The sequence below is a fragment of the Saccharopolyspora griseoalba genome, assembly GCF_042665275.1.
Lineage (GTDB): Bacteria > Actinomycetota > Actinomycetes > Mycobacteriales > Pseudonocardiaceae > Saccharopolyspora > Saccharopolyspora griseoalba.
Window position 1 is genome coordinate 109,437 of record NZ_JBHTCJ010000006.1, and the last position, 22,743, is coordinate 132,179.

Consider the following 22,743-nt stretch of genomic DNA (forward strand, 5'->3'; position numbering starts at 1 on the left):
TCGGGAGCGGATAACTAATGGTGAGCATCGACGTCTGGAACGCCGCGGTCGACTTCCCGATCTTCGACGCGAAGTCCCGCTCGCTGAAGAAGGCCGTGCTCGGCAAGGCCGGCGGCAAGATCGACAGCGAGAGCCGCGTGCCGATCATCGAGGCCCTGCACGACATCGACCTGTCGCTGCAGCACGGCGACCGGGTCGCCCTGGTCGGCCACAACGGCGCGGGCAAGTCCACGCTGCTGCGGCTGCTGTCCGGGATCTACGAACCCACGCGGGGCAGCGCGCGCGTGGTCGGCAAGGTCGCGCCGGTGTTCGACCTCGGCGTCGGCATGGACCCGGAGATCTCGGGCTACGAGAACATCCTCATCCGGGGCCTGTTCCTCGGCATGACCCGCAAGCAGATGGAGAAGCGGGTCGACGAGATCGCCGAGTTCACCGAGCTCGGCGACTACCTGTCGATGCCCCTGCGCACCTACTCCACCGGCATGCGCGTGCGCCTGGCCCTGGGCGTGGTGACCTCGATCGACCCGGAGATCCTGATCCTGGACGAGGGCATCGGCGCGGTCGACGCGGACTTCCTGGAGAAGGCGCGGGACCGGCTCAACAGCCTCGTGAAGCGGTCGGGCATCCTGGTCTTCGCCTCGCACTCCGACGAGTTCCTCGTCGAGCTGTGCAGCACCGCCATCTGGATGGACAAGGGCGGAATCCGCGAGCGGGGTTCGCTGCGCGAGGTCCTGACGAACTACAAGGGCTACGACCCGTTCAAGAACTTGAGTGAGGAAACGCTGGAGCGCATCGGCGAGTCCAGCGCCAAGATCGGGAGCAAAGAGGGCTCATGAGCACCGACTCCGCGCAGCAGCTGGCCGCCGGTTCCGTCGTCGCGGTCATCGTCACCAGGCACCGCCGCGAGTTGCTGGCCGAGTCGCTGAAGGTCGTGGCCAGCCAGACCCGGCTGCCCGATCACCTCGTCGTGGTGGACAACGGTCCGGACAAGCCGGCCCGGGACGTCGTCGACGAGTGCCCGGTGCCCTCGACCTACATCGCCTCCGAGCGCAACCTCGGCGGCGCCGGGGGCTTCGCGCTGGGCATGCTGACGGCGCTGTCGCTGGGCGCGGAGTGGGTGTGGCTGGGCGACGACGACGGCCGACCGTCCGACGACGAGGCGCTGTCGACCCTGCTGGAGGTCGCCGAGCAGCGCAGGCTGGCCGCGGTCTCGCCGGTGGTGGTCAACATCGACACCCCGGACAAGCTGGCGTTCCCGCTGCGCCGCGGGCTGACCTGGAAGCGCGAGGTCTCCGAGCTCGGCGGCGAGGACTTCCTGCCGGGCATCGCCTCGCTGTTCAACGGCGCGCTGTTCCGGGCCTCGGCGCTGGACGTGGTGGGCGTGCCGGACTACCGGCTGTTCTTCCGCGGCGACGAGGTGGAGATCCACCGCAGGCTGGTGCGCTCCGGGCTGCCGTTCGGCACGACGCTGCGCACGAAGTTCCTGCACCCGGACGGTTCGGCGGAGTTCAAGCCGATGCTGGGCGGCCGGTTCCACGCCCAGGACCCCTCGGACGCGAACAAGCGCTACTACACCTACCGCAACCGCGGCTACCTGCTGGCCCAGCCCGGCATGCGCAAGCTCGGGATGCTCGAGGTGCTGCGCTTCGGCCTGTACTTCATCGCGCAGCGCCGCGATCCGAAGGCTTTCCGGGAATGGATCTCGCTGGTCGACCAAGGCCGGAAGGAACGTTTCTTCCGCCGCTGAGCGAATTGCGCGATCCCACTCGGACGAGTGAAGCGCGGCACTTTCCCGGCCTTTCGCGTAACCGCGCGGTCACGAAACCCTGAGTTCACCCTGAGACGCAGCTGAGACCCCAGCTCAGCGCGTTACCGGTCGTGTCGATTTGCACAACTCCGGAATGCCGCGAAGGCGCGCGTACCAGCAACTACTATTCTCCATTCGTGCTCAGTGGCGATGGGGAAAGCCGCCGAACGGACGATGCTTCGGCGACCGAGACGAACAGCAGGCGACCGTCCACGAAACGGCTGAAGCTGTTCGCATCGGTTCTCGGCCTGCTCGGCACGGTGCTGGCGCTGTCGGTGCCGTTCCTGCCGGTCGACTACAACGTCACGACGCTGAAGTGGCCGACCGCGGAAGGCACCAAGGACGTCTCGGCGCCGCTGGTGGCCTACGAGCCGCTCTGGCTCAAGGCCGACGTCCCGTGCCCGGCCGCGCGCAGCCTCGACGCGCGCACCAACGGGCCCGCGGTGCTGCTGAGCACCAACCCGCCGAACTCCGACTACGGCGACATCACCGGCATGGTGCTGCAGGTCGACAACGGCCAGCTCACCCTGCTGATGAAGGGCCAGCAGCTCGGCTCGGTGGCGCTGCCCGCGGGCGACTGCTCGGTGTCGGTCAACTCGACCGCCTACGGCCTGAAGGCCACCGCGGGCGACGAGACCCTGGTCAACATCGCCGGCGACCGGCGCCCGCAGGTCACCGGCATCTTCTCCAGCCTCGACGAGGCGCGCGACGACATCAGCGGGCTGTCCTTCCAGGCACGCGTGGACACCCGCTACGAGAGCCAGCCGACCCCGCTGAAGCTGGCCGCCATCGCCGGTGCGGTGCTGTGCTTCCTGGGCGGGCTGGTCTGCCTGCGGCGCCTGGACGTGCGGGCCGGGCGACGACCTCCGCGCTGGTTCGCCACCGGCTGGTGGCGACCCACGCTGCGCGACGTCGCCGTGCTCGGCTCGCTGCTGATCTGGTGGGTCATCGGCGCGATGACCTCGGACGACGGCTACATCCTCAACATCGCCCGAGCGCGCGAGAGCTTCGGCTACATCAGCAACTACTACCGCTGGTTCGGCGTGCCGGAGGCGCCGTTCGGCTGGTTCTACGAGCTCTACGCGCTGTGGGTGAAGGTCTTCACCGCGACGCCGTGGGTGCGGCTGCCCGCGCTGCTGATGGCCGTGATCAGCTGGTTGCTGATCTCCCGCGAGGTGCTGCCCAGGCTGGGCCAGCAGGTCCGGCGCAGCCACGCCGCCGGCTGGGCCGCGGCCGCGGTGTTCCTGGCCTTCTGGCTGCCGTACAACAACGGCCTGCGCCCGGAGCCGGTCGTGGTGCTGTTCTCCCTGCTGGCGCTGTGCGCGGTGGAGCGGGCGGTGGCCACCAACCGGCTGATGCCCGCCGCGCTGGGGCTCCTCGTGGCCGCGCTGTCGGTCGGCGCTAACCCGCACGGCATGGTGTCGGTGCTGCCGTTCATCGCCGCGGCCAAGCCGCTGTTCCGGCTGGTGCGCAAGCGCGCGAACGAGTTCGGCTGGCTCCCGGTGCTCGCTCCGATCGCGGCCTCCGGGTTCGTGATCCTCACGCTGGTGTTCTCCGACCAGACCTGGAAGTCGGTCATGGACGCCACCGAGCTGCGCACCGACATCGGCCCCAGCCAGAGCTGGTACGAGGAGCTCAGCCGCTACACCCTGCTGTTCAGCCAGACCCCGGACGGCTCGATGACCCGCCGGTTCCCGGTGCTGCTGGTCATCCTGTGCCTGGTCACCTGCGCGGTGGTGCTGCTGCGGCGCGGCAAGATCCGCGGGTCGGCGCTGGGCCCGAGCAGGCGGCTGCTGGCGGTGACCGCCATGTCCTTCGCCGTGCTTGTGCTCACCCCGACCAAGTGGACCCACCACTTCGGCATCTTCGCGGCCTTCGGCGGCGCGCTGGCGGCGCTGACCGCGCTGGCGACCAGCAGCACCGTGCTGCGCTCCAAGCGCAACCGGGCGGTGTTCGTGGCCGGGCTGATGATGATCCTGGCCTTCGCCACCACCGGCCCGAACGCCTGGTGGTACGTCTCCGGCTGGGGCGTGCCCTGGTTCAACATGCCGCCGCAGCTCAAGGGCTACCACGTCAGCACCATGCTGCTGGTGATCGCCGGGATCTCGCTGATCGTGGCCTTCGTCGAGCACCTGCGCATCGACGAGCACAACCCGAAGGTCGTCGACGAGCGGTTCGACAAGAACGAGGGAGGCGGCCGGGCCCTGCGGATGGGCACCGCCCCGCTGTCCATCGTCTGCGCCCTGCTGGTGCTCGTCGAGCTGGCCAACTTCGGCAAGGTGATCCACAAGCAGTGGGGCAGCTACAGCCTCGGCGCGGACAACATCAAGCAGATCACCGGCTACAGCTGCGGGCTGTCGGACTACATCTACGTGGAGACCAACCCGCAGTACGGCATGCTGCGCGTCTCCGACTCGCAGCCCTCGGTCGCGGCGCCCAGCCAGAACGAGGACGTCGGCGTGCCGCCCCGCAGGCTGGAGGGCAAGGAGGACGCGGCCCAGTACCTGAAGGCGAAGCTGACCGGCTTCGACCTGCCCGGCCTGCCGCCGGGCGACGGCAGCGACCCGCAGGAGCCGGACTGGAACCCGCCGCACAACTTCGGCGACGACAACGCGCCGGTGTGGGGCAGCTACGACCCCAAGGGCGTGGGAACCGGCGAGCTGCGCACCCAGTGGTACGACCTGCCGGAGCGGGCGCGCAACGGCGAGGTGCCGGTGGTGCTGTCGCTGGCCGGCACCGAGCTCGGCGCGAACTCGGTCGCGCTGGAGTTCGGGCACGACACCCCGAACGGCTTCCTGGTGACCGAGCGCAAGTACGTCGCGCAGTCCGGGGCGCCGAGCTGGCGGGACTTCCGCTACACGCTCGGGGAGAAGGAGCGGGAGGCCACCAAGATGCGCGTGGTCGCGGTGGACAACGCGCTGGGCCCGCGCGGCTGGGTGGCGGTCAGCGCGCCGCGCGCCCCGCAGCTGGTGAACATGACCGACTTCGTCGGCGACCAGCCCGCGTTCGTGGAGTGGACCGCGGCGCTGGTGCACCCGTGCCTGCAGCTGCCGACCGTGCACCACGGCGTGGCCGAGATCCCCAAGTTCCGGGTCGCGGCGGGCGCCGAGGTGCGCGACGTGGGCCAGGGCTGGTCCTCGCCGGACGCCGGTGGGCCGTTCGGCTGGCTGAGCGTGGCCACCAGCATGCGCGAGCTGCCGACGTACTTGAAGAACAACATCCACCGGGACTGGGGCTCGCTGTACGCGGTGGACCCCTACGAGCCGGACGCGCTGCCCGCGCAGGCGGCGATGGAGGTGCACACCGAGACGCACTGGGGCACTTGGACGCCGGGCCCGCTGACCAAGACGGTGCAGCTGCCGGGTGACGTCCCCAGCTCGGACGACCGCAACGACGTGAAGAACTTCGCGCCCCCGGAGGGCGCCGACTCCGACCAGTGACCCGGGGCGGAGGTCCCCCTTCTCAGCGAAAGTCCAAGAGCGCCGAGCGAGCGCTCTGGGACTTTTTCTGAGAAGGGAACCTCGGTCTGGCTCAGTCGCGGAAGATGAGCAGCTTGAGCATCACGAAGTTGATCATCGTTCCGAGCCCCTGGGCGATGACCCAGAAGACGGTGAACTGCCAGGCCTCGGTGGCGTTGAACAGCACCACGAGCAGCTGGTTCGCACCGATGTTGACGAAGAACGTCGTGGTGTAGAGCACCCCGAACGCGCCGGCCTTGGCCGCGGTGTTGCCGGTGTTGGCGCCCTGGAAGGTGAACTTGCGGTTGATGATGTAGGACGCGGTCGTGCCCAGGATGAACGAGATGGACTTCGACACCCACACCGGCCAGCCGAGCACGCCGAGCAGGAGCGAGTAGGTGGAGAAGTCGATGACGGCGCAGCCGCCGCCGATCACGATGAATCGGATGAGCTGGTTGAGCAGACCGATCTTCTTCGAATCGGTGCTGGCTGCGGACTCGGCCACGGTCACGGGGTCACCTCTGAGTAGACGTCAGGGCCGGCGAGGAGAGCGGACCCGCTCGACGGCTCGCCGAAGACGTGCTCGGCCCGGGGGCGGCCTAGAAGAACCCCCGGGGAGAGGCCCCGGCAGCAGCACGAGGCGTACACACGTCCCCCGCAAGTGTAGCGAGCCGACTTGACATCGCCCGCACGGTGGTTCGCACCCGGCGATACCACCCCCCGATACGCGGATAGACTGGGCTGGGTGGGATCGGTTAAGGACGAGCCTCAGACGCCAATTCACGGCGAGCGCACCACGCTCACCTGCGCTGACGCGCGCGGCGTCGCTGCCCGCAGGCTCGGCCGCAGTTACCGCGCCCCCGCTAACAACGAGGAGGTGCCGGTCGCGGGCGGTCGGCGGAATCCGACCAGGGAATCCGGCACCGACTCCGAAATGATCGAGAAAATCGATGCCCGACACGCCCGATGGGAAGAATTCACCCCTTCGGTCAAATCGGACAACATTTTCGTTTCCGACCTTTCGCGAAGGCTGGGCCTGTGACCGCCGAATTCGTTACCAAGGACCTCTACGGCTGGGGCCGCACCGCGCCGACGCGGGCGCGCGTGCTCAGCACCAACGACGTCGAGAAGATCGCCGAAGCGGTGCGCACCGCCGACGAGCGCGGCGTGCTCGCCCGCGGCCTGGGCCGCAGCTACGGCGACGTGGCGCAGAACGCCGGTGGCGTGGTCATCGACATGACCCCGCTGAACCGCATCCACGACATCGATCCGGACACCGCGATCGTCGACCTCGACGCCGGTGTCAGCCTGGATCAGCTGATGCGGGCCGCGCTGCCCTACGGCCTGTGGGTCCCGGTGCTGCCGGGCACCCGCCAGGTCACCATCGGCGGCGCGATCGCCAACGACATCCACGGCAAGAACCACCACAGCGCCGGCAGCTTCGGCAACCACATCGTGTCGATGGACCTGGTCACCGCGGACGGCCAGATCCGCACGATCACCCCCGAGGGCGACGAGGCCGAGCTGTTCTGGGCCACCGTGGCCGGCATCGGCCTGACCGGCATCATCGTCCGGGCGAAGATCAAGATGACCCGGACCGAGACCGCCTACTTCCTGGCCGACCTGGAGCGCACCGAGAACCTCGACGAGACCCTGGAGCTGGTCAGCAACGGCTCCGAGGACAACTACACCTACTCGTCGGGCTGGTTCGACGCGATCTCCACCGACCAGCGGCTGGGCCGCGCCGCGTTCAGCCGCGGCTCGCTGGCCAAGCTCGACGACCTGCCGCCGAAGCTGCGCGCCAACCCGCTGAAGTTCGACGCGCCGAAGCTGGCCACGCTGCCCGACGTGTTCCCGAACGGGCTGGCCAACAAGCTGACGTTCAGCGCGCTCGGCGAGGCGTGGTTCCGCAAGTCGCCCAAGGCCAAGCGCGGTGTGGTGGAGAACCTGACCGAGTTCTACCACCCGCTGGACATGTTCGGGGAGTGGAACCGCGCCTACGGTTCCAAGGGCTTCCTGCAGTACCAGTTCAGCACCCCGCTGAACGCCAACGAGGACCTGCGCCGGATCCTGCTCAAGATCGCCAACTCCGGGCACTACTCGTTCCTGAACGTCTTCAAGCAGATGGGTGAGGGCAACCGGGCGCCGCTGTCCTTCCCGCACCCCGGTTGGATGGTCTGCGTCGACTTCCCGATCAAGCCGGGCCTGTCCCGGCTGTGCAACGAGCTCGACGAGATGGTGCTGGGAGTCGGCGGCCGGCTGTACACCGCGAAGGACTCGCGGGCCAGCGCGGAGACCTTCCACAAGATGTATCCGCGGGTCGAGGAGTTCCGCAAGATCCGCGAGTCCGTTGACCCCGAAGGCAAATTCGCCTCAGACATGAGCCGGAGGCTTGAACTGTGATCGACGCCGTTGGCAATCCCCAATCCCTGCTGGTGCTCGGCGGCACCTCGGACATCGCGCTGACCACCGCGCGCAAGTACGCCGAGAACCAGCCGCTGCGGATCATCCTGGCCGACCGGCCCGAGGAGTCCGAGCGCCTGAACTCCGCCGCCGAGCAGCTGCGCAAGACCGGCAGCGAGGTGGAGATCCTGACCTTCGACGCCCGCAAGCCGGAGACGCACGCCGAGGTCATCGAAAAGGCCTTCGCCGGCGGCGACGTGGACGTCACGCTGATCGCGTTCGGCGTCCAGGGCGACAACGAGAAGGGCTGGACCGACTTCGAGGCCGCCCGCGCCGTCGCGGACATCAACTACGTCGCCCCGGTCGGCCTGGGCGTGCTGCTGGCCAACAAGCTCAAGAAGCAGGGCCACGGCAGCATCGCGGTGATGTGCTCGCCGGCCGGTGAGCGCGCCCGTCGCTCGAACTTCGTCTACGGCTCCTCCAAGGGCGGCCTGGACGTGTTCTACACCGGCCTGACCTACGCGCTGGAGGAGCACGGCGTGAAGGTCACGGTCATCCGGCCGAACTTCGTGCACACGAAGCTGACCACGGGCATGAAGCCGCCGCCCATGGCCCAGACCCCGGAGCAGGTCGCCGACTGCATCATCGACGGCGTCGCCAAGGGCAAGGAGCAGGTCTACGCCCCCGGCCAGATGCGCTGGGTCATGACCGCCCTGCGGCACGTCCCGCGCGCCCTCTTCCGCAAGCTGCCGATCTGATCGCACGCGCGCGAGCGGGGTCGCCGGATTCGTCCCGGCGGCCCCGCTTTTCGCGTCCGGCTTGACCTCCGGACTGGATTGATCGAGACTGGCTGACGCGGTGACCGATTTGCCCGGTCCCCGGTTTCCCGTCCGCTGGTCGTGCAACGTTTCGTTGCCGCGAAGCGACGTTGCAGGGGACGGGCCGATTCGGCACTGTCCCATGAGCAGCGCTCGGCGCTGCGCGCGTGAGAACGCGGGCCGGCGAAGTGGGGTTCGACGGACCCGCGGCCGTGGGTCCCCCGCCTGCCTGTTGGGGGACCCGCGGAACGCGATCGAGCGCAGTTCGGCCTGGAATCGCACTCCCGAGGGGTGCGATTCCAGGCCGAACTGCTTTTCGAGGGCACCGGTTCGGACGAGTGGACCTGCAGAACCCGTCGGCAGGGCTGAGACTGGGTTGCCGCGAGTGCGGCGAGGTCCGCTGACCGATCTGATCAGGGGGAATCGGTGCTGGACGGGATCGAGCAGGCGACGCAGCAGCACGCGCCCGCCTCCGCCGCGCGGTCCCGGCGACACCGCGCCACCTCGATCCTCGGCCTGGTCGTCGGCCTGCTCGCGCTGGTCGCCGCGCTCGCCGTGCCCTTCGCGCCGGTGCTGTCCGAGCGGAGCACCATCACCTGGCCGCAGGCCGGGCAGCAGCCGACCAGCACCACCGCCTTCCTGGTGCCCTACCACCCCGGCGAGGTGCACGTCCGGGTTCCCTGCCGCGTGGTGCGCAACGCGGCCGCGCGCGGCGAACCGGCCACGGTGGTCTCCAGCCGCCCGCCCGGGCAGCCCACCGAGGGCTTCGCGGTCACCACCGCGGGCAGCACCGTGCTCGCCCTGGTCGCCGGGCAGGAGGCGCTGCGGGCCCCGATCGGGCCCGGCTGCGACGTGGCCGTCGACGGCGACGCGAGCGGCTCGACCGCGCGCATCGGGGACCGCGAGGCGCACCTGCCGGGACAGCGCATCCGCGACGTCGTCGCGTTCGCCACCGACCTCTCCCCCGCCCAGGCCGCCGGCGCGCAGGTGCAGGTGCGCACGCCCAACTGGTACGCCAACTCCCCGTCCGGGGCGAAGCAGCTGCTCATCGCCGTGCAGCTGCTGCTGGTCGTGGCCGCGTTCGGGCTGCTGCTGCGGATCGACGCGCGCAGGCCCCGGGAGCCGGTGACGCCGCTGCCCGCGCGTCCGGGGCGGCGCGCGATCGGCTACGCGGTGGACCTGCTGGTGGGGGCGGTGCTGGCCGGCTGGTGGCTGCTCGGCCCGACCGGCCCGGACGACTCGTTCGCCGCGGTCACCGTGCAGAACGGCCTGGACACCGGCGCGATCACCAACTACTACCGGTGGGAGAACGCGGGCGAGGCGCCGTTCACGCTGGTGCAGCACCTGCTGCTGCCGGTGGCGCAGTGGAACCCGAACGCGCTGGCCATGCGCATCCCCAGCGTGCTGGCCGCGCTGCTGACCTGGCTGCTGCTCAGCCGCGGCATCCTCGGCGCGGTGCTGCCCGGCCAGCACCGCAGACCCCCGATCCGGCTGCTGGCCGCGCTGGCCTTCGTGGCCTGGTGGATCCCGTTCGGGCTGGGCGTCCGCCCGGAGCCGTTCGAGGCGCTGGGGCTGGCCGCCGTGCTGGCCGCCGCGCTGCGCGCGGTGCGCACCGACCGGGTCGCCTGGCTCGGGGTGGCCGCGCTGGCCGCCGGCCTGTCGGTGGCGGTCAACCCGATGGGCATCACCGCGATCGCCCCGCTGGTGGTGCTCCTCCCCCGGCTGCGGCGGCTGGCGAGCTGGCCCGCCGCGGCGCTGACCGCCGGGATCGCGGCGACCGGGGTGCTGGCGATGTTCGCCGACCAGTCGCTGGCCGGGGCGTTGCAGGCCACCGAGGTGCACGCGCGCTACGGGCCGGACGTGCCGTGGTTCCAGGAGATCCTGCGCTACCAGTACCTGCTGGGCTTCGACCTGCAGGGCGACGTCGCGCGGCGCGCGGCGGTGCTGCTCACGCTGGCCGTCGGCGGCTACAGCGCGCTGCTCCTGCTGCGCGGAGCCGGGCGCGCACCCGGCCTGCGCCTGGCGCACGTGCCGGTCGCTGTCCTGCTGCTCAGCGTGGCCCTGATGGCGCTGACCCCGTCGAAGTGGACGCACTACTTCGGGGCGCTGGCCGGGGTCGGCGCGGCCGCGCTGACCACCGGGGTGGTGCTCGTCGGGGTCGCGGCGGCCACCGCGAGCCGGGACCGGGCGGTGCTGATCGGCGGCGGGGTGTTCACCGCGCTGCTCGCGGTGACCGCGGCGCTGGTGTTCGCCGGGAAGAACAACTGGTTCCTGCACTCCCAGCTGGGCGTGCTCTGGGGCGCGCAGCCGGTGCGGCCGCTGAACGCCCCGCTGGTGTGGCTGCTGCTCGCGGGCCTGCTCGTCGGCGCGTTCGCGCTGCGCGGGCGCGCGGGGCGCGGGCTGATCCGCGCGCCCGCCGCGCTCGGGGCGGGCGCGATGGGCGTGGCGGTCACCGTCGTGCTCGGGTCGTTCGCGCTCGCGCCGATCCGGCAGGCCGACGCCTACTCGATCGGCGGGCAGAACATCGCCGCGCTCGGCGACGGCAGCTGCGGCCTGGCGGACCAGGTCGTGGCCACCCCGGACGTGCCCGGCGGTGCGCTGCGCGGCGGGGACGGCGCGGCGACGGTCGGGTTCACCGCGGGCAGCGGCGCCGCGACCGGGCCGCCGCCCAGCGGGACCCGGTTCTGGGGCAGCCTCACCGGCGGGCAGATCAACACCGGCTCGCTGACCACCGGCTGGTTCCAGCTCCCCGAGGGCCCCGAGGGCCGGGAGCTGGCCTTCCCGGTCGCCGGGCGCAGCGGGGACGGCAACCGCGTCGCGGTGCAGTTCGACACCGGCGACGAGGTGGTCCTGGACGACGGCTGGCGGGACGCCGACGAGCGCCCGGCCTACCCGACCGACCACGTCGTGGAGGACCGGCCGCAGGACCGCCCGGCCTGGCGCGACCTGTCGGTGCCCGCCGATCGGGTCCCGGACGGCGCCACGCGGGTGCGCGTCCGCGCCGAGGACACCACCACCGACCCGGCCGGGTGGGTCGCGGTCGCCGGTCCCCGGCTGCGCGAGGTGGTCCCCATGTCGACCTATCTCCGAAGCGACGGGCCGGTGCTGCCCGACTGGTCGATGGCCTGGAACGTCCCGTGCGTGCGCGATCTGCCGCGCATCCGCGACGGCGTGGTGCAGCCACCGGCCTACCTGCTCGTCCCGCCGCGCTCGATGGGCTTCGGCGGGGAGGCGGCCTACACGCGGGCCATCGGCGGCAGCTTCGCGGGGGTGCGCGAAGTCGGCGTCCAACGCGAGATCCCCACCCGCCTGCTCGGCGCCCGCGAGACGCCGCGCAGCGCGGAGTGGGGGCATCTGATCGAGGTCCGGTACCCGTTCCCGGACGGCCGGTTCGACGTGCAGCGCGAGCCGGTCCGGCGGTGGGGCTGGCGAGGGGAGTGACCATGTCCGAAGGGGTGCGTCACGAGGTCGCGGTGTCGGTGCCGAAGCAGCAGACCTCCGGCGAGAGCGAGGGGCCACCGCTGGTCTCCTACGTGCTGCCGGTCTACAACGAGGTCGACGGCATCCGCCGCTTCCACGAGGAGCTCGCCGCGGCGGTGCGCGAGAGACCGGAGTTCGGCTACGAGTTCGTCTACGTCAACGACGGTTCCGCGGACGGCTCGCTGCGCGTGCTGGAGGACCTGGCCAAGAACGACCCGCGGGTGCGGGTGATCGACTTCGCCCGCAACTTCGGCCACCAGATCGCCATCACCGCAGGGCTGGATCACGCGACCGGGGACGCGGTGATCGTGATGGACACCGACCTGCAGGACCCGCCGAAGGTGAGCCTGGAGATGCTGGACACCTGGCAGGACGGGGCCGAGGTCGTCTCCGCGCGACGCCGCAGCCGCCGCGACGGCCGGGTCAAGCGCGCCACCGCGCACGGTTACTACCGGCTGCTCAAGCGCTGCGCCGAGGTCGAGATCCCGGTGGACACCGGGGATTTCCGGCTGCTCGACCGCCGCGCGGCCGATCAGCTGCGCCGGTACCGGGAGCGCAGCCGGTTCATCCGCGGCATGGTCGCCACGATGGGCTTCCAGCAGCAGGAGGTCCTCTTCGACCGCGACGAGCGGGCGGCGGGCGAGACGAAGTACCCGATGCGCAAGATGCTGCGGCTGGCCGCCGACGGGGTCACCGGGTTCTCCACCGCGCCGCTGAAGCTGATCACGCGGATGGGGTTCGTCAGCCTGACGTTGGCGGTGGTGGGCATCGTCTACGCGGTCGCGCTGCGGCTGTTCTTCCCCGAGGTGACCGTGTCCGGCTGGACGATGCTGATGGTCGTCCTGCTGTTCCTGGGCGGCCTGCAGATGCTCTCGCTGGGCGTGATCGGCAGCTACGTGGGGCGGATCTACCAGGAGGTGCAGCAGCGACCGCTGTACGTCGTGCGGGACGTGATCGGCGATGACCGAGGTTGATTCGCCCGGTTCTCGGCTGATCAGCCGGGAGCTGGTGCTCTACGCGGTGATCGGCGGCAGCGGGGTGCTGCTGGACTACCTGCTGTTCCTGCTGCTGTTCAACGCCTTCGGGATGCACCCGCAGCTGGCCAACGCGCTGAGCACCACGGCGGGGATCACCAACAACTTCGCGCTCAACTCGCTGTTCAACTTCCGCAAGACCGACCGGATCGCGGTGCGGTTCCTGCGCTTCTACGCCGTCGGGCTCGCCGGGATCGGGCTGACCTTCCTGCTGCTGCACGTGTTCTCCGGCTGGCTGGGCGTCGACCCGAACCTGGTGAAGCTGGCCAGCCTGCCGCTGGTGCTGCTGTTCCAGTACACGATCAACAAGAAGTGGAGCTTCGCGTGAAGGTGGGGATCATCGGAGCGGGTGCCACCGGGCTGACCGCGGCGTTCGACGCCGTGCGGGCCGGGCACGACGTGACCGTGCTGGAGGCCTCGTCCGAGCTCGGCGGGCTGGCCGCGTCCACTGTGGTGGGTGGTACGCCGCTGGAGCGGTTCTACCACCACATCTTCCGCACCGACCGGGCGATGATCGAGCTGATCGACGAGCTCGGCCTGTCCGGTTCGCTGCGCTTCCACAAGCCTTCCACCGGGATCTACCTGGACGGGCTGCACGACTTCGGCACCCCGGCGGAGATGCTGAAGTTCCCGCGGTTCTCGCTGCTGGACCGGTTGCGCTTCGGCGCTTCGGCCGCGGCCCTCAAGGTGTTCCGCGACGGGAACCGGTTCAACTCGGTGCGCGCGCTGGACTGGATGCGCCGCTGGGCGGGCAGGCGGGTCACCGAGACGATCTGGGAACCGCTGCTCACCGGGAAGTTCGGCGAGCACGCCGAGCGGATCTCGATGGCCTGGCTGTGGGCGCGGATCCACTGCCGCACCTTCGAGCTCGGTTACCTGCACGGCGGTTTCGAGCAGCTCTACCGGGCGCTGCTGGAGGCGGTGACCGACCGCGGCGGCAAGGTGGAGTTCGACAAGCCGATGTCGCGGATCGCCCAACCCGGCGAGCACGTCGAGGTGGGCACCGCCGACGGCAGCCGCTACGAGTTCGACCAGGTGATCGTGACCGTGCCCCAACCCGCCTTCGCCAAGGCGGCGGGCATCGAATCCGACGACCTGCTGTGGCGCAACCAGTACCTGGCCGCGACCTGCTTCGTCCTGGAGCTCGACCGCGGGCTCATCCCGCACTACTGGCTCAACATCAACGATCCGCGGTTCCCGTTCCTGGCGGTGGTCGAGCACACCAACATGGTCGACCGGGCCGAGTACGGCGGCAGGCACGTGGTCTACGTGGGCAACTACGTGCCGCGCGAGGACTGGCGGTTCACCACCGATCCCGCCGAGCTGCTCGCGCACTACGCGCCCTGGCTGCGCGAGCTGAACCCGGACTTCGACGAGTCGTGGATCCGGGACTGGCAGTTCTCCCGCGCGCCGTTCGCCCAGCCGATCGTCACGCCGGAGTACCGCTCGCTCATCCCCTCGCACCGGACCTCGATGCCGGGCGTGACGCTGGCGACCATGTCGCAGATCTACCCGCAGGACCGCGGCCAGTCCTACGCCATCGCCATGGCCCACGAGGTGACCGCGCGCCTGGGCCTGGCGTAGACGGCGGTTGCCCTTTTCATCAGAAGTCCCCCTCGTCCGCGAGGGGGACTTCTGATGAAAAGGGCTGCGCCGCTCAGGCCTCGTTGAGACCCGGGGTGCCGTCCTCGATGACGAAGGACTTCGCCGTCTCCACCGGGGCACCGGGCTTGGTGACGTAGGGCAGGACCTTGTAGTCCGCCCGCATCTCGCTCTCGGTGATCTTGGTCGAGACGTACCCGCGCTGGTTGCTGTAGAACCGCACGTGCGGGTTCTCGGCCAGGTAGGCCTTCTCCTTGTCGGTCAGCTCGGCCGAGCCGTCGCCCTTGCTGGTGATCGACGTCGTGGTCAGCTCGGTGCCGACCACCCGGTCGCCGTCGTGGATCTCGTTGGCCCAGTGGGTGTGCACGTCACCGGTGAGCACCACCGGGTTGCGGGTGCCCGCCTGCTCCCAGCCGCGCATCACGCGCTGCCGGGAACCGACGTAGCCGTCCCAGGCGTCCGGGTTGAAGCCCCGCTCCGAGCCGTTCATGTAGTCGATCTCGGCGAACATCACCTGCTGGCCCAGCAGGTCCCACCGGGCGCGCGAGGAGCGCAGCCCCTGCAGCAGCCAGCGCTCCTGCTCGGCACCGGTCAGGCTGCGCTCGGGGTTGAGCCGCTCCGGGTCCTGGGTCGGGAACTGGTCGTCGCCGACCTGGTCGTCGCGGTACTGGCGGGTGTCGAGCATGTGGAAGGTCGCCAGCGCCCCCCACTGCACCCGCCGGTGCAGCCGCAGGTCGATGCCGCGCGGCACCTGGGCGCGGCGCAGCGGCATGTTCTCGTAGTAGGCCTTGAACGCGGCCTTGCGGCGCTCCAGGAAGTTCGGCTGCGGCTCCTCCGGGTTCTCGTAGACCTCGTCCGCCCAGTTGTTGTCCAGCTCGTGGTCGTCCCACACCACGACCCACGGAGCGGCGGCGTGCGCGGCCTGCAGGTCCGGGTCGGTCTTGTACTGGGCGTGCCGCTGCCGGTAGTTCGCCAGCGTCACCGTCTCCGGGCCCTTGTGATCGCGCGGGTTGCCGCCCGGGATCTCGTAGTCGCCCGCCTGGTACTCGTACTGGTAGTCGCCCAGGTGCAGCACCAGGTCCGGCCGCTCCTCGGCCATGTGCCGGTACGCGGTGAAGTAGCCGTGCTCGAACTGCGAGCACGAGGCGAAGGCCATGGCCAGCTCGGTCATGGCGGTGGGCAGCGGAGCGGTGCGCGCCCGCCCGGTCGGGGAGACCTCGCCCTCGGCGCGGAACCGGTAGAAGTAGTCGCGGTCCGGGCGCAGGCCGGCGAGCTCCACGTGCACGCTGTGGCCCATCTCCGGCGCGGCCTGCTCCTCGCCGCGCCGCACCACGTCCGCGAAGCGCTCGTCGGTGGCGACCTCCCACTGCACCGGCAGGGCCTTGTTCGGCATCCCGCCCATGCCGTCCTCGGCGAGCGGCTCGGCGGCCAACCGGGTCCACAGCACGAACCCGTCGGGCGCCGGGTCACCGGAGGCGACACCGAGGCTGAACACCCCGGCGCGGCGCGCGGCACCCGCACCGGGCAGGGACCAGGCCGTGGGCGCGACGGTCAACGCGCCGGCGGCCGCACCTCCGATCAGCACGCTGCGGCGGGAAACGGGGAAACGGGACACTTGCGACCTCCCAAAAGTTCGGAACGCCCCACTTTCACCCCACCGGGTGAACACACCGGTGAAGCGTGATCGACGCGCGTCCCAATTTCCCGCGAAGACGGGAACGGCGCCCCCGGTTCGGCGAGAACCGGGGGCGCCGTCGCTCGTTCGGCCTAGAGGTAGAAGGCCAGGAAGAGGCAGCCCGCCAGGACCAAGCCCAGCACCATCAGAACCTTGTCCTTGAGGACCACTTCCTCGGGCTCGCCCGCGACGCCCTTGTCGATGTCCACGGCGTACCGCAGGATCGCGATCACCATCGGCACGATCGAGATCAGGCCCCAGCGGGACATCTCGAACTCGCGGATGTCGTAGGCCCACAGGGCGTAGGACATGATCGTGATCGCGGCCGCGATCGCCCACACGAACCGCAGGTAGGACGGCGAGTAGGCCTTCAGCGACTTGCGGATCTTGGCGCCGGTCTCGGCGGCCAGCTTCACCTCGGCGTAGCGCTTGCCGGCCACCATGAACAGCGAGCCGAACGCCACGATCAGGTAGAACCACTGGGTGATCACCAGGTGCGCGGCGGCGCCACCGGCGATCGCGCGCAGCAGGAAGCCGGAGGCCACGATGCACAGGTCGATCACCGGCTGGTGCTTGAGGCCGAAGCAGTAGCCCAGCTGCACCGCGATGTAGACCGCCATGACCACCAGCAGCGGGTAGCTGGTCAGCCCGGAGATCACCAGCGAGCCGCCGAGCAGCAGCACGCACACGGCGTAGGCGATCGGCACCGGGATCAGCCCGGCGGCGATCGGCCGGTTCCGCTTGGTCGGGTGCTGCCGGTCCGCCTCGACGTCGATCGCGTCGTTGACGAAGTAGATGCCGGAGGCGGCCATGGAGAACACGATGAACGCCACGATGGCGGCCATCAGGATGTTCGGCTCCAGGATCGCGCCCGCCGCGAACGGCACGGCCAGCACCAGGACGTTCTTCACCCACTGCTTCGGGCGAAGCTCCTTGATCAGGCCGGTGACCAGGCCCGCGGGCGTACCGGCCTTGGCGGTCACCTTCGCGTGGTAGGCGTCCGAGGACTTGTCCTTGACGTCCTCGGCCTGCGCCGAGTCGCTCTCCAGGACCTCGCCGCCGAACTCGGCGCCGATGCTGCCCTCCGCGTCGGACTCCACCTCCGCCTGCTTGGCGGTCACGTCGTCGGCTGCCTCGGGTGCTTCCACCGAAGCTTGCTTGTTGTCAGGCACGGTTCCTCCGCCGTCGGATGATTCGCCGGAACGCCAGCGCAACGGCACCGCCGAGCGCCGAACCGGCGACCACGTCGCTCGGATAATGAACCCCCAGGACAAGGCGGCTGACCATCATGGGCGGCACCAGTGCCGGGGTCAGCTTCTTGCCGGTCAACCCGCCGTAGAGCACCGCGGCGGCCGTCGTGGACGTCGCGTGCGAGGACGGGAAGCTCAGCTGGCTCGGCGTGCCGACCAGCACCTGGATCTCGGGGTCCTTCGGGCGCGGGCGGCGGACCACCCGCTTGACCGCGATCGAGGCCGCGTGCGCCGCCGCCACCCCGGCGGCGGCGGTGACCCACTCGCCGCGGCGCTTGCGGTCGGCCAGGGCCCCGACGGCGCCGATGGCCAGCCAGCCCGCGGCGTGCTCGCCGAACAGCGACATCGCGTGCGCGGTCTTCACCACGGCCGGCTTGGCCAGCGCACCCTGGACCCTGCGCAGCGCGACGGTCTCGGGAGTGACCTGCGCCGCTTCCTCCTCTTCGCGGGCGGCGGCCACACCTTCGGGGGCGCCCGCCGTCGTCAGCTCTGCCACTACGTCTCCGGAAAGGTCGGGGTCACTTCGGATCAAAGACTTGCTTCCAGGAGTCCGCGCTGGTCAGCTCGTCCAGCGCCGCGCGGTACTCCTCGACCAGCCGGTCCCACTCCTGGCCCAGCCGCTTGTAGTTCGCCACGGCCCGCACGCCGAGCCGCTTGAACACCTCGGGATCGCGCTTGCGGAAGGCCACGCCGCTGCCGTCGGCGTTGGACACCGTCGCGCTGTCCAGGTTGCCCAGCAGGAACCAGCGCGCCGCCGCGGCGGGCACGTTGAGCTGCGGGCGCTCGCCCGAGTGCTGCTCGGGTTCCTTGACGTTGTGCAGCAGCGCCTTGGACGCCCGAGCCGCGATCACCACCGGGTTGACCGGCGGCTTGAGCAGCCCCTCGGCCATGATCGGGTCCGCCGACGGCGGCGGGAACTCCCGGGCCGAGGGCAGCGTCTTGGCGTCGTCGTAGTCCTTGCGCAGCTCGCGGACCTCCGGCAGCGCCGTGCGCAGGCTGTCGAACAGCCCGGACGGTCCGGCCAGGAAGTCCTCGATGGCCTTCTGCTGCACCGCGACCGTGGAGTACTCCATCGACAGCAGGTGCCGCAGCGTGAGCTTGAGACCCTGCTTGACGATGTTGTTCTTGACCTCGGCCGGGCTGTGCAGCGCCGCCAGGATCAGCCGGTTGCGGGTGTGGAAGTACGCCGTCCAGTCGGTGGCGTCGTTCTTGTCGGTCCACGGCATGTGCCAGATGGCCGCACCCGGCAGCGTCACCGTCGGGTAGCCGCGGGCGCCCGCGCGCAGCGAGTACTCCGAGTCGTCGTGCTTGATGAACAGCGGCAGCGGCATCCCGGTGCGCTCGATGACCTCGCGCGGGAACAGGCACATCCACCAGCCGTTGTAGGTCGAGTGGATGCGCTGGTGCAGCTTGGCGGTCTCGCGCAGCGATTCCTCGGCGAAGTCGTGATCGGTGACCGCGCCGGGCGCGGCGCGCCAGATGCCCTGTCCGAGGTCGACCACCTCGCCCATGGTGTGCAGCCGCGAGCGCGCCTGCAGGTTGAGCATCTGCCCGCCGACGATGACCGGCTGCACGGCGGCCCGCGCGAAGGCGTTGGCCCGCAGCACGCCGTCCGGCTCCAGCGCGATGTCGTCGTCGATGACCATCACCTGGGCGGCGTCCGAGTTGTGGATGCCCTCGTACATCACCCGGCCGAAGCCGCCGGAGCCGCCGAGGTTCTCCTGCTCGATGACCTGCAGCTTGTCCCCGATGGCCTTGGCGGCCTCGTCGAAGCCGTCCACCTCGTGGATCTTCTGCGGGCCCTGGTCGGCCACGATGACCCGCTCCACCACGTGCATGACCTGCGGGTCTTCCCCGAGGGTCTTGAGAGCCTCGATGCACTCCGAGGGCCGGATGGTGGTGGTGCCGACCACGACCTGCTGCCGCGGCATCGGCTGGTCGGTGGTCCAGGCGCCCTCGCTGATCTCGAGGTCGGCGTCGTTGGTGAACAGGTCGAACCAGATCCACCCGCCGTCCTCGAACGGCTGCAGCGAGACCCGGAACTCCAGCGAGGTCCACTCCGCGCTCTGCACCGCGGTGCCCTGCAGGTGGACGCTGTCGCCGTTGGCCTTCGAGCGGTAGACGTCGAGCCGACCGGACCCCTTGACCTTCAGCCGCAGCACGACCTCTTCGACCCGGGTCCAACGCTTCCAGTAGCTGGCCGGGAAGGCGTTGAAGTAGGAAGCCAGCGAGATCTTGCTGTGCGCGGGCACGCGCAGGTGACGGCGGGAGACCACGGTCACGCTGCTGGCCAGCGTCTCCGGTTCGTCGACGTAGAGCGGGCGCACGTCCAGCGGGTCCTCGCCGCGGGGGAAGACGATCCGCTGCAGCACCTGCTCGGCAGCGACGTCGGAGGAACCGGTGCGCACCGAAGTGACGTCGCTGAGCTTGCTCTCACCAGCGGCGTTGGGCTCTCGGGGGGTCCGGTCGGTCACGTCAGTCCTCCAGCGAGCCGTCCAGCGAACGGCCCTCGGTGAAGTATGGAGCGATCTTGTTGTCGAACATGCTCAGCGCCGAACCGATGGCCATGTGCATGTCCAGGTACTTGTAGGTGCCCAGGCGGCCGCCGAAGATGACCCTGCGTTCCTTGGCCTCCTTCTTGGCCAGCTCGCGGTAGGCCTCCAGCTTGCGCCGGTCCTCGGGCGTGTTGATCGGGTAGTACGGCTCGTCGCCGCTCTCCGCCGATCGCGAGTACTCGCGCACCACCACCGTCTTGTCCGACGGGTAGTAGTCCCGCTCGGGGTGGAAGTGCCGGAACTCGTGGATCCGGGTGAAGGGCACGTCCTCGTCGGCGTAGTTCATCACCGACGTGCCCTGGAAGTCCCCGGTGTTCTTGACCTCGGTCTCGAAGTCCAGGGTCCGCCAGCCCAGCTCGCCCTCGACGTAGTCGAAGTACTGGTCCAGCGGCCCGGTGTAGACGACCGGGACGCCGGCGGGCAGCTCACCGCGCACGTCGAAGAAGTCGGTGGACAGCCGCACCTCGACGTTCGGGTGCTCGGCCATCTTCTTCAGCCAGGCGGTGTAGCCGTCGACCGGCAGACCCTCGTAGGTGTCGCTGAAGTACCGGTTGTTGAAGTTGTAGCGAACCGGCAGCCGGCTGATGGTGGCCGCGGGCAGCTCCTTGGGGTCGGTCTGCCACTGCTTGGCCGTGTAGCCGCGCACGAAGGCCTCGTAGAGCGGGCGACCGATCAGCGAGATCGCCTTCTCCTCGAGGTTCTGGGCCTCCGCGGTGTCGATCTCGGCGGCCTGCTCGGCGACCAGCGCCTTCGCCTCGTCCGGGCTGAAGGCGCGCCCGAAGAACTGGCACAGCAGGCCCAGGTTCATCGGGAACGAGTAAATCTGGCCCTGGTGCTTGGTGAACACCCGGTGCTGATAATCGGTGAATTCGGTGAACTGATTTACGTAGTCCCACACCCGCTTGTTCGAGGTGTGGAACAGGTGCGCACCGTAGCGGTGCACCTCAATACCGGTCTCGGGCTCCGCCTCGGAGTAGGCGTTGCCCCCGATGTGGTCACGACGGTCCAGCACCAGCACCCGCTTGTCCAGCTGGGTGGCGGCGCGCTCTGCGATCGTGAGGCCGAAGAATCCGGAACCAACAACGATCAGGTCATAGCCTGCGAAGCTCACATGCGTGAGGGTAGCTGGGCCAGAACGCGGCCCCGAAACCGCGTTGACGTTATTGGCTACATATGACCACGAAGCGTGTCGATATCACTTCCGTTTTCACGCGACCACCGTTTGCGCTGGCCCTTTCCCCACCCGCGAGGAGTGAATTCGGACACCCGGGGCAAAGTGCCGTTTACCGATTGGGCGACGCCCCCGCGAGTCGCAGCGGATACCATCGCCCGGACATCCAAACGCCCCGCGCCGAGGCTCGCGGTCCTGGTCACCGCGACGAGCGGGCGCGTCGACCGGCGGGGTGGTGAGTTTTTGGTGGCACGCACACGTGATGGGCGTCACCTCCTTATCGCGTTCATCGCGCTCGAAGTGCTGGCGATCTGGTTCGTGCACTGGATCGACACCCGCGGGTACATGGACACCGAGATTTATCGCCTTGGTGCCCGTGCGTGGCTCAACGGTTACCAGCTCTACGGCGACCTGACCCCGGAGAGCCCGGAGTCGGTGACGCTGCCGTTCATCTACCCGCCGTTCGCGGCGATCCTGTTCACCCCGCTGGCGTGGATGTCCGAGCAGGCGGCCGTGGTGACCGTCGCGGTGTGCTCGCACCTGGCGATCCTGGTCACCTCCTACGCCTTCGCGAAGTCCTCGGCGCACCTGGCGCCGCGGGCCGGGCTGGTCGCGGTGGCCACCGCCGGGCTGATGCCCTGGCTGACCGTGCTGGAGCCCGCGCGCGAGACGCTCAACTACGGGCAGATCAACCTGGTGCTGATGGCGCTGGTGGCCGCGGACTGCCTGCTGCCGCGCACCCGCTGGCCGCGCGGGCTGCTGGTCGGCCTCGCCGCGGCGATCAAGCTGACCCCGCTGGGCTTCCTGCTGCTGTTCCTGCTGCGCAAGGACTACCGGGCGATGGCGGTCAGCGCGGGCGCCTTCGCGGTCACCGTGCTGATCGGCTGGCTGGCGCTGCCGCGGGACGCCGGCGAGTGGTGGCTGGACAAGATGTGGTCCACCACCGCCGACTTCGGCACCGTCTACGCGGGGAACCTGACGCTGCGCAGCCTGCTGGCCAAGCAGGAGCTCACCGGCGTCGCCCTGGACTCGCTGTGGATCGCCGGGTCGGTGCTGCTGCTGGCGCTGGCGGTGCTGGGCATCCGCTACGCGCTGCGCGCCTCCGACCTGCCGCTGGCACTGGTGATCAACGCGGTGTGGGTGCTGCTGGCCTCGCCGATCTCCTGGTCGCACCACTGGGTGTGGGCCGCCCCGGCGCTGGCCGCGGTGTTCGCGATGTCGCTGCGGCGCCGCTGGTACGGGATGACCTTCGCGGTGGTGCTGTCCGCGCTGACCATCGCGATCGGACCGCAGTGGTACCTGCCCTACACCGACGACCGCGAGCTGAACTGGACCTTCTCCCAGCAGGTGGTGGGCAACTCCTACACCCTGATCGGGATCGGCTTCCTGGTCACCGCGGCGGTGGCCTACGTCCGCTTCCGCCCGGTCACGCCCTCCCCCGTCCCCAAGGCCCCGCGGGCCCGCCAGCACGCCTGAGGGCGGTGCCCGCT

Annotated in this window: 17 protein-coding genes; 11 read left to right on the top strand and 6 right to left on the bottom strand. The window is 70.0% G+C overall.

All coding sequences use genetic code 11. The features are described 5' to 3' along the window. Nucleotides 1–17 precede the first annotated feature (17 nt). From wzt to ACFQRI_RS13485, 3 genes are all read left to right on the top strand, one after another. Nucleotides 18–836 carry a galactan export ABC transporter ATP-binding subunit Wzt/RfbE gene (gene wzt / locus ACFQRI_RS13475; protein WP_380668277.1) on the top strand — a complete coding sequence of 273 codons (819 nt, stop codon included), beginning with the start codon at nt 18–20 and terminating at the stop codon, nt 834–836. Continuing rightward, nucleotides 833–1,747 (top strand): galactofuranosyltransferase GlfT1, encoded by a 915-nt coding sequence (gene glfT1, locus ACFQRI_RS13480; RefSeq protein ID WP_380668279.1) that lies wholly within the window; start codon nt 833–835, stop codon nt 1,745–1,747. Before wzt ends, glfT1 begins: the two co-directional genes overlap by 4 nt. A 197-nt stretch (nt 1,748–1,944) precedes the next feature. Then, the gene (locus tag ACFQRI_RS13485) at nt 1,945–5,247 is read left to right on the top strand and encodes an arabinosyltransferase domain-containing protein (RefSeq protein ID WP_380668281.1); all 3,303 of its coding nucleotides are present in this window, start codon (nt 1,945–1,947) and stop codon (nt 5,245–5,247) included. A 91-nt stretch (nt 5,248–5,338) separates the two neighbouring features. On the opposite strand, the gene ACFQRI_RS13490 is transcribed toward ACFQRI_RS13485, so the two are convergent. Further along, complete coding sequence (locus ACFQRI_RS13490) at nt 5,339–5,776, bottom strand: GtrA family protein (protein ID WP_380668283.1); 438 nt, start codon at nt 5,774–5,776, stop codon at nt 5,339–5,341. A 234-nt stretch (nt 5,777–6,010) separates the two neighbouring features. On the opposite strand from ACFQRI_RS13490, the gene ACFQRI_RS13495 reads away from it, so the two are divergent. The 7 genes from ACFQRI_RS13495 to ACFQRI_RS13525 all read left to right on the top strand — a co-directional run bounded on the left by ACFQRI_RS13495 (nt 6,011) and on the right by ACFQRI_RS13525 (nt 14,584). Further along, nucleotides 6,011–6,307, top strand: a complete 297-nt coding sequence (locus ACFQRI_RS13495) for a hypothetical protein (protein WP_380668285.1) — start codon at nt 6,011–6,013, stop codon at nt 6,305–6,307. Next, the gene (locus ACFQRI_RS13500) at nt 6,304–7,668 is read left to right on the top strand and encodes an FAD-binding protein (RefSeq protein ID WP_380668287.1); all 1,365 of its coding nucleotides are present in this window, start codon (nt 6,304–6,306) and stop codon (nt 7,666–7,668) included. Before ACFQRI_RS13495 ends, ACFQRI_RS13500 begins: the two co-directional genes overlap by 4 nt. Then, the gene (locus ACFQRI_RS13505; RefSeq protein WP_380668289.1) at nt 7,665–8,426 is read left to right on the top strand and encodes a decaprenylphospho-beta-D-erythro-pentofuranosid-2-ulose 2-reductase; all 762 of its coding nucleotides are present in this window, start codon (nt 7,665–7,667) and stop codon (nt 8,424–8,426) included. The genes ACFQRI_RS13500 and ACFQRI_RS13505 overlap by 4 nt, the downstream gene beginning before the upstream one ends. Nucleotides 8,427–8,912: 486 nt before the next feature. Then, nucleotides 8,913–11,927 (top strand): arabinosyltransferase domain-containing protein, encoded by a 3,015-nt coding sequence (locus tag ACFQRI_RS13510; RefSeq protein WP_380668291.1) that lies wholly within the window; start codon nt 8,913–8,915, stop codon nt 11,925–11,927. A 2-nt stretch (nt 11,928–11,929) separates the two neighbouring features. Continuing rightward, a complete protein-coding gene (locus ACFQRI_RS13515; RefSeq protein WP_380668293.1) occupies nt 11,930–12,940 on the top strand; it encodes a glycosyltransferase family 2 protein in 1,011 nt (336 codons plus the stop codon). Beyond that, entirely contained in the window at nt 12,927–13,328 is a 402-nt protein-coding gene (locus tag ACFQRI_RS13520; protein ID WP_380668295.1) for a GtrA family protein, read from the top strand. The genes ACFQRI_RS13515 and ACFQRI_RS13520 overlap by 14 nt, the downstream gene beginning before the upstream one ends. Continuing rightward, on the top strand, nt 13,325–14,584 hold the full coding sequence (locus ACFQRI_RS13525; RefSeq protein WP_380668297.1) for an NAD(P)/FAD-dependent oxidoreductase: 1,260 nt from the start codon (nt 13,325–13,327) through the stop codon (nt 14,582–14,584). The genes ACFQRI_RS13520 and ACFQRI_RS13525 overlap by 4 nt, the downstream gene beginning before the upstream one ends. A gap of 73 nt (nt 14,585–14,657) precedes the next feature. Here the strand turns inward: ACFQRI_RS13525 and ACFQRI_RS13530 are convergent, their stop codons facing one another. From ACFQRI_RS13530 to glf, 5 genes are all read right to left on the bottom strand, one after another. After that, nucleotides 14,658–16,217 carry an alkaline phosphatase D family protein gene (locus tag ACFQRI_RS13530; protein WP_380668299.1) on the bottom strand — a complete coding sequence of 520 codons (1,560 nt, stop codon included), beginning with the start codon at nt 16,215–16,217 and terminating at the stop codon, nt 14,658–14,660. A 152-nt stretch (nt 16,218–16,369) separates the two neighbouring features. Continuing rightward, complete coding sequence (locus ACFQRI_RS13535) at nt 16,370–17,353, bottom strand: decaprenyl-phosphate phosphoribosyltransferase (RefSeq protein WP_380668731.1); 984 nt, start codon at nt 17,351–17,353, stop codon at nt 16,370–16,372. A gap of 88 nt (nt 17,354–17,441) precedes the next feature. Further along, nucleotides 17,442–18,023, bottom strand: a complete 582-nt coding sequence (locus ACFQRI_RS13540; protein ID WP_380668301.1) for a phosphatase PAP2 family protein — start codon at nt 18,021–18,023, stop codon at nt 17,442–17,444. Nucleotides 18,024–18,045: 22 nt separating this feature from the next. Further along, nucleotides 18,046–20,001: a glycosyltransferase gene (locus ACFQRI_RS13545; RefSeq protein WP_380668303.1), complete on the bottom strand. Its 1,956-nt coding sequence runs from the start codon at nt 19,999–20,001 to the stop codon at nt 18,046–18,048. Between the two features lies 1 nt (nt 20,002). Beyond that, entirely contained in the window at nt 20,003–21,193 is a 1,191-nt protein-coding gene (glf, locus tag ACFQRI_RS13550; RefSeq protein ID WP_380668305.1) for a UDP-galactopyranose mutase, read from the bottom strand. A gap of 306 nt (nt 21,194–21,499) precedes the next feature. Here glf and ACFQRI_RS13555 point away from each other — a divergent pair, with 306 nt between their 5' ends. Continuing rightward, on the top strand, nt 21,500–22,729 hold the full coding sequence (locus tag ACFQRI_RS13555) for a glycosyltransferase 87 family protein (protein WP_380668307.1): 1,230 nt from the start codon (nt 21,500–21,502) through the stop codon (nt 22,727–22,729). The last annotated feature ends 14 nt before the right edge of the window (nt 22,730–22,743 follow it).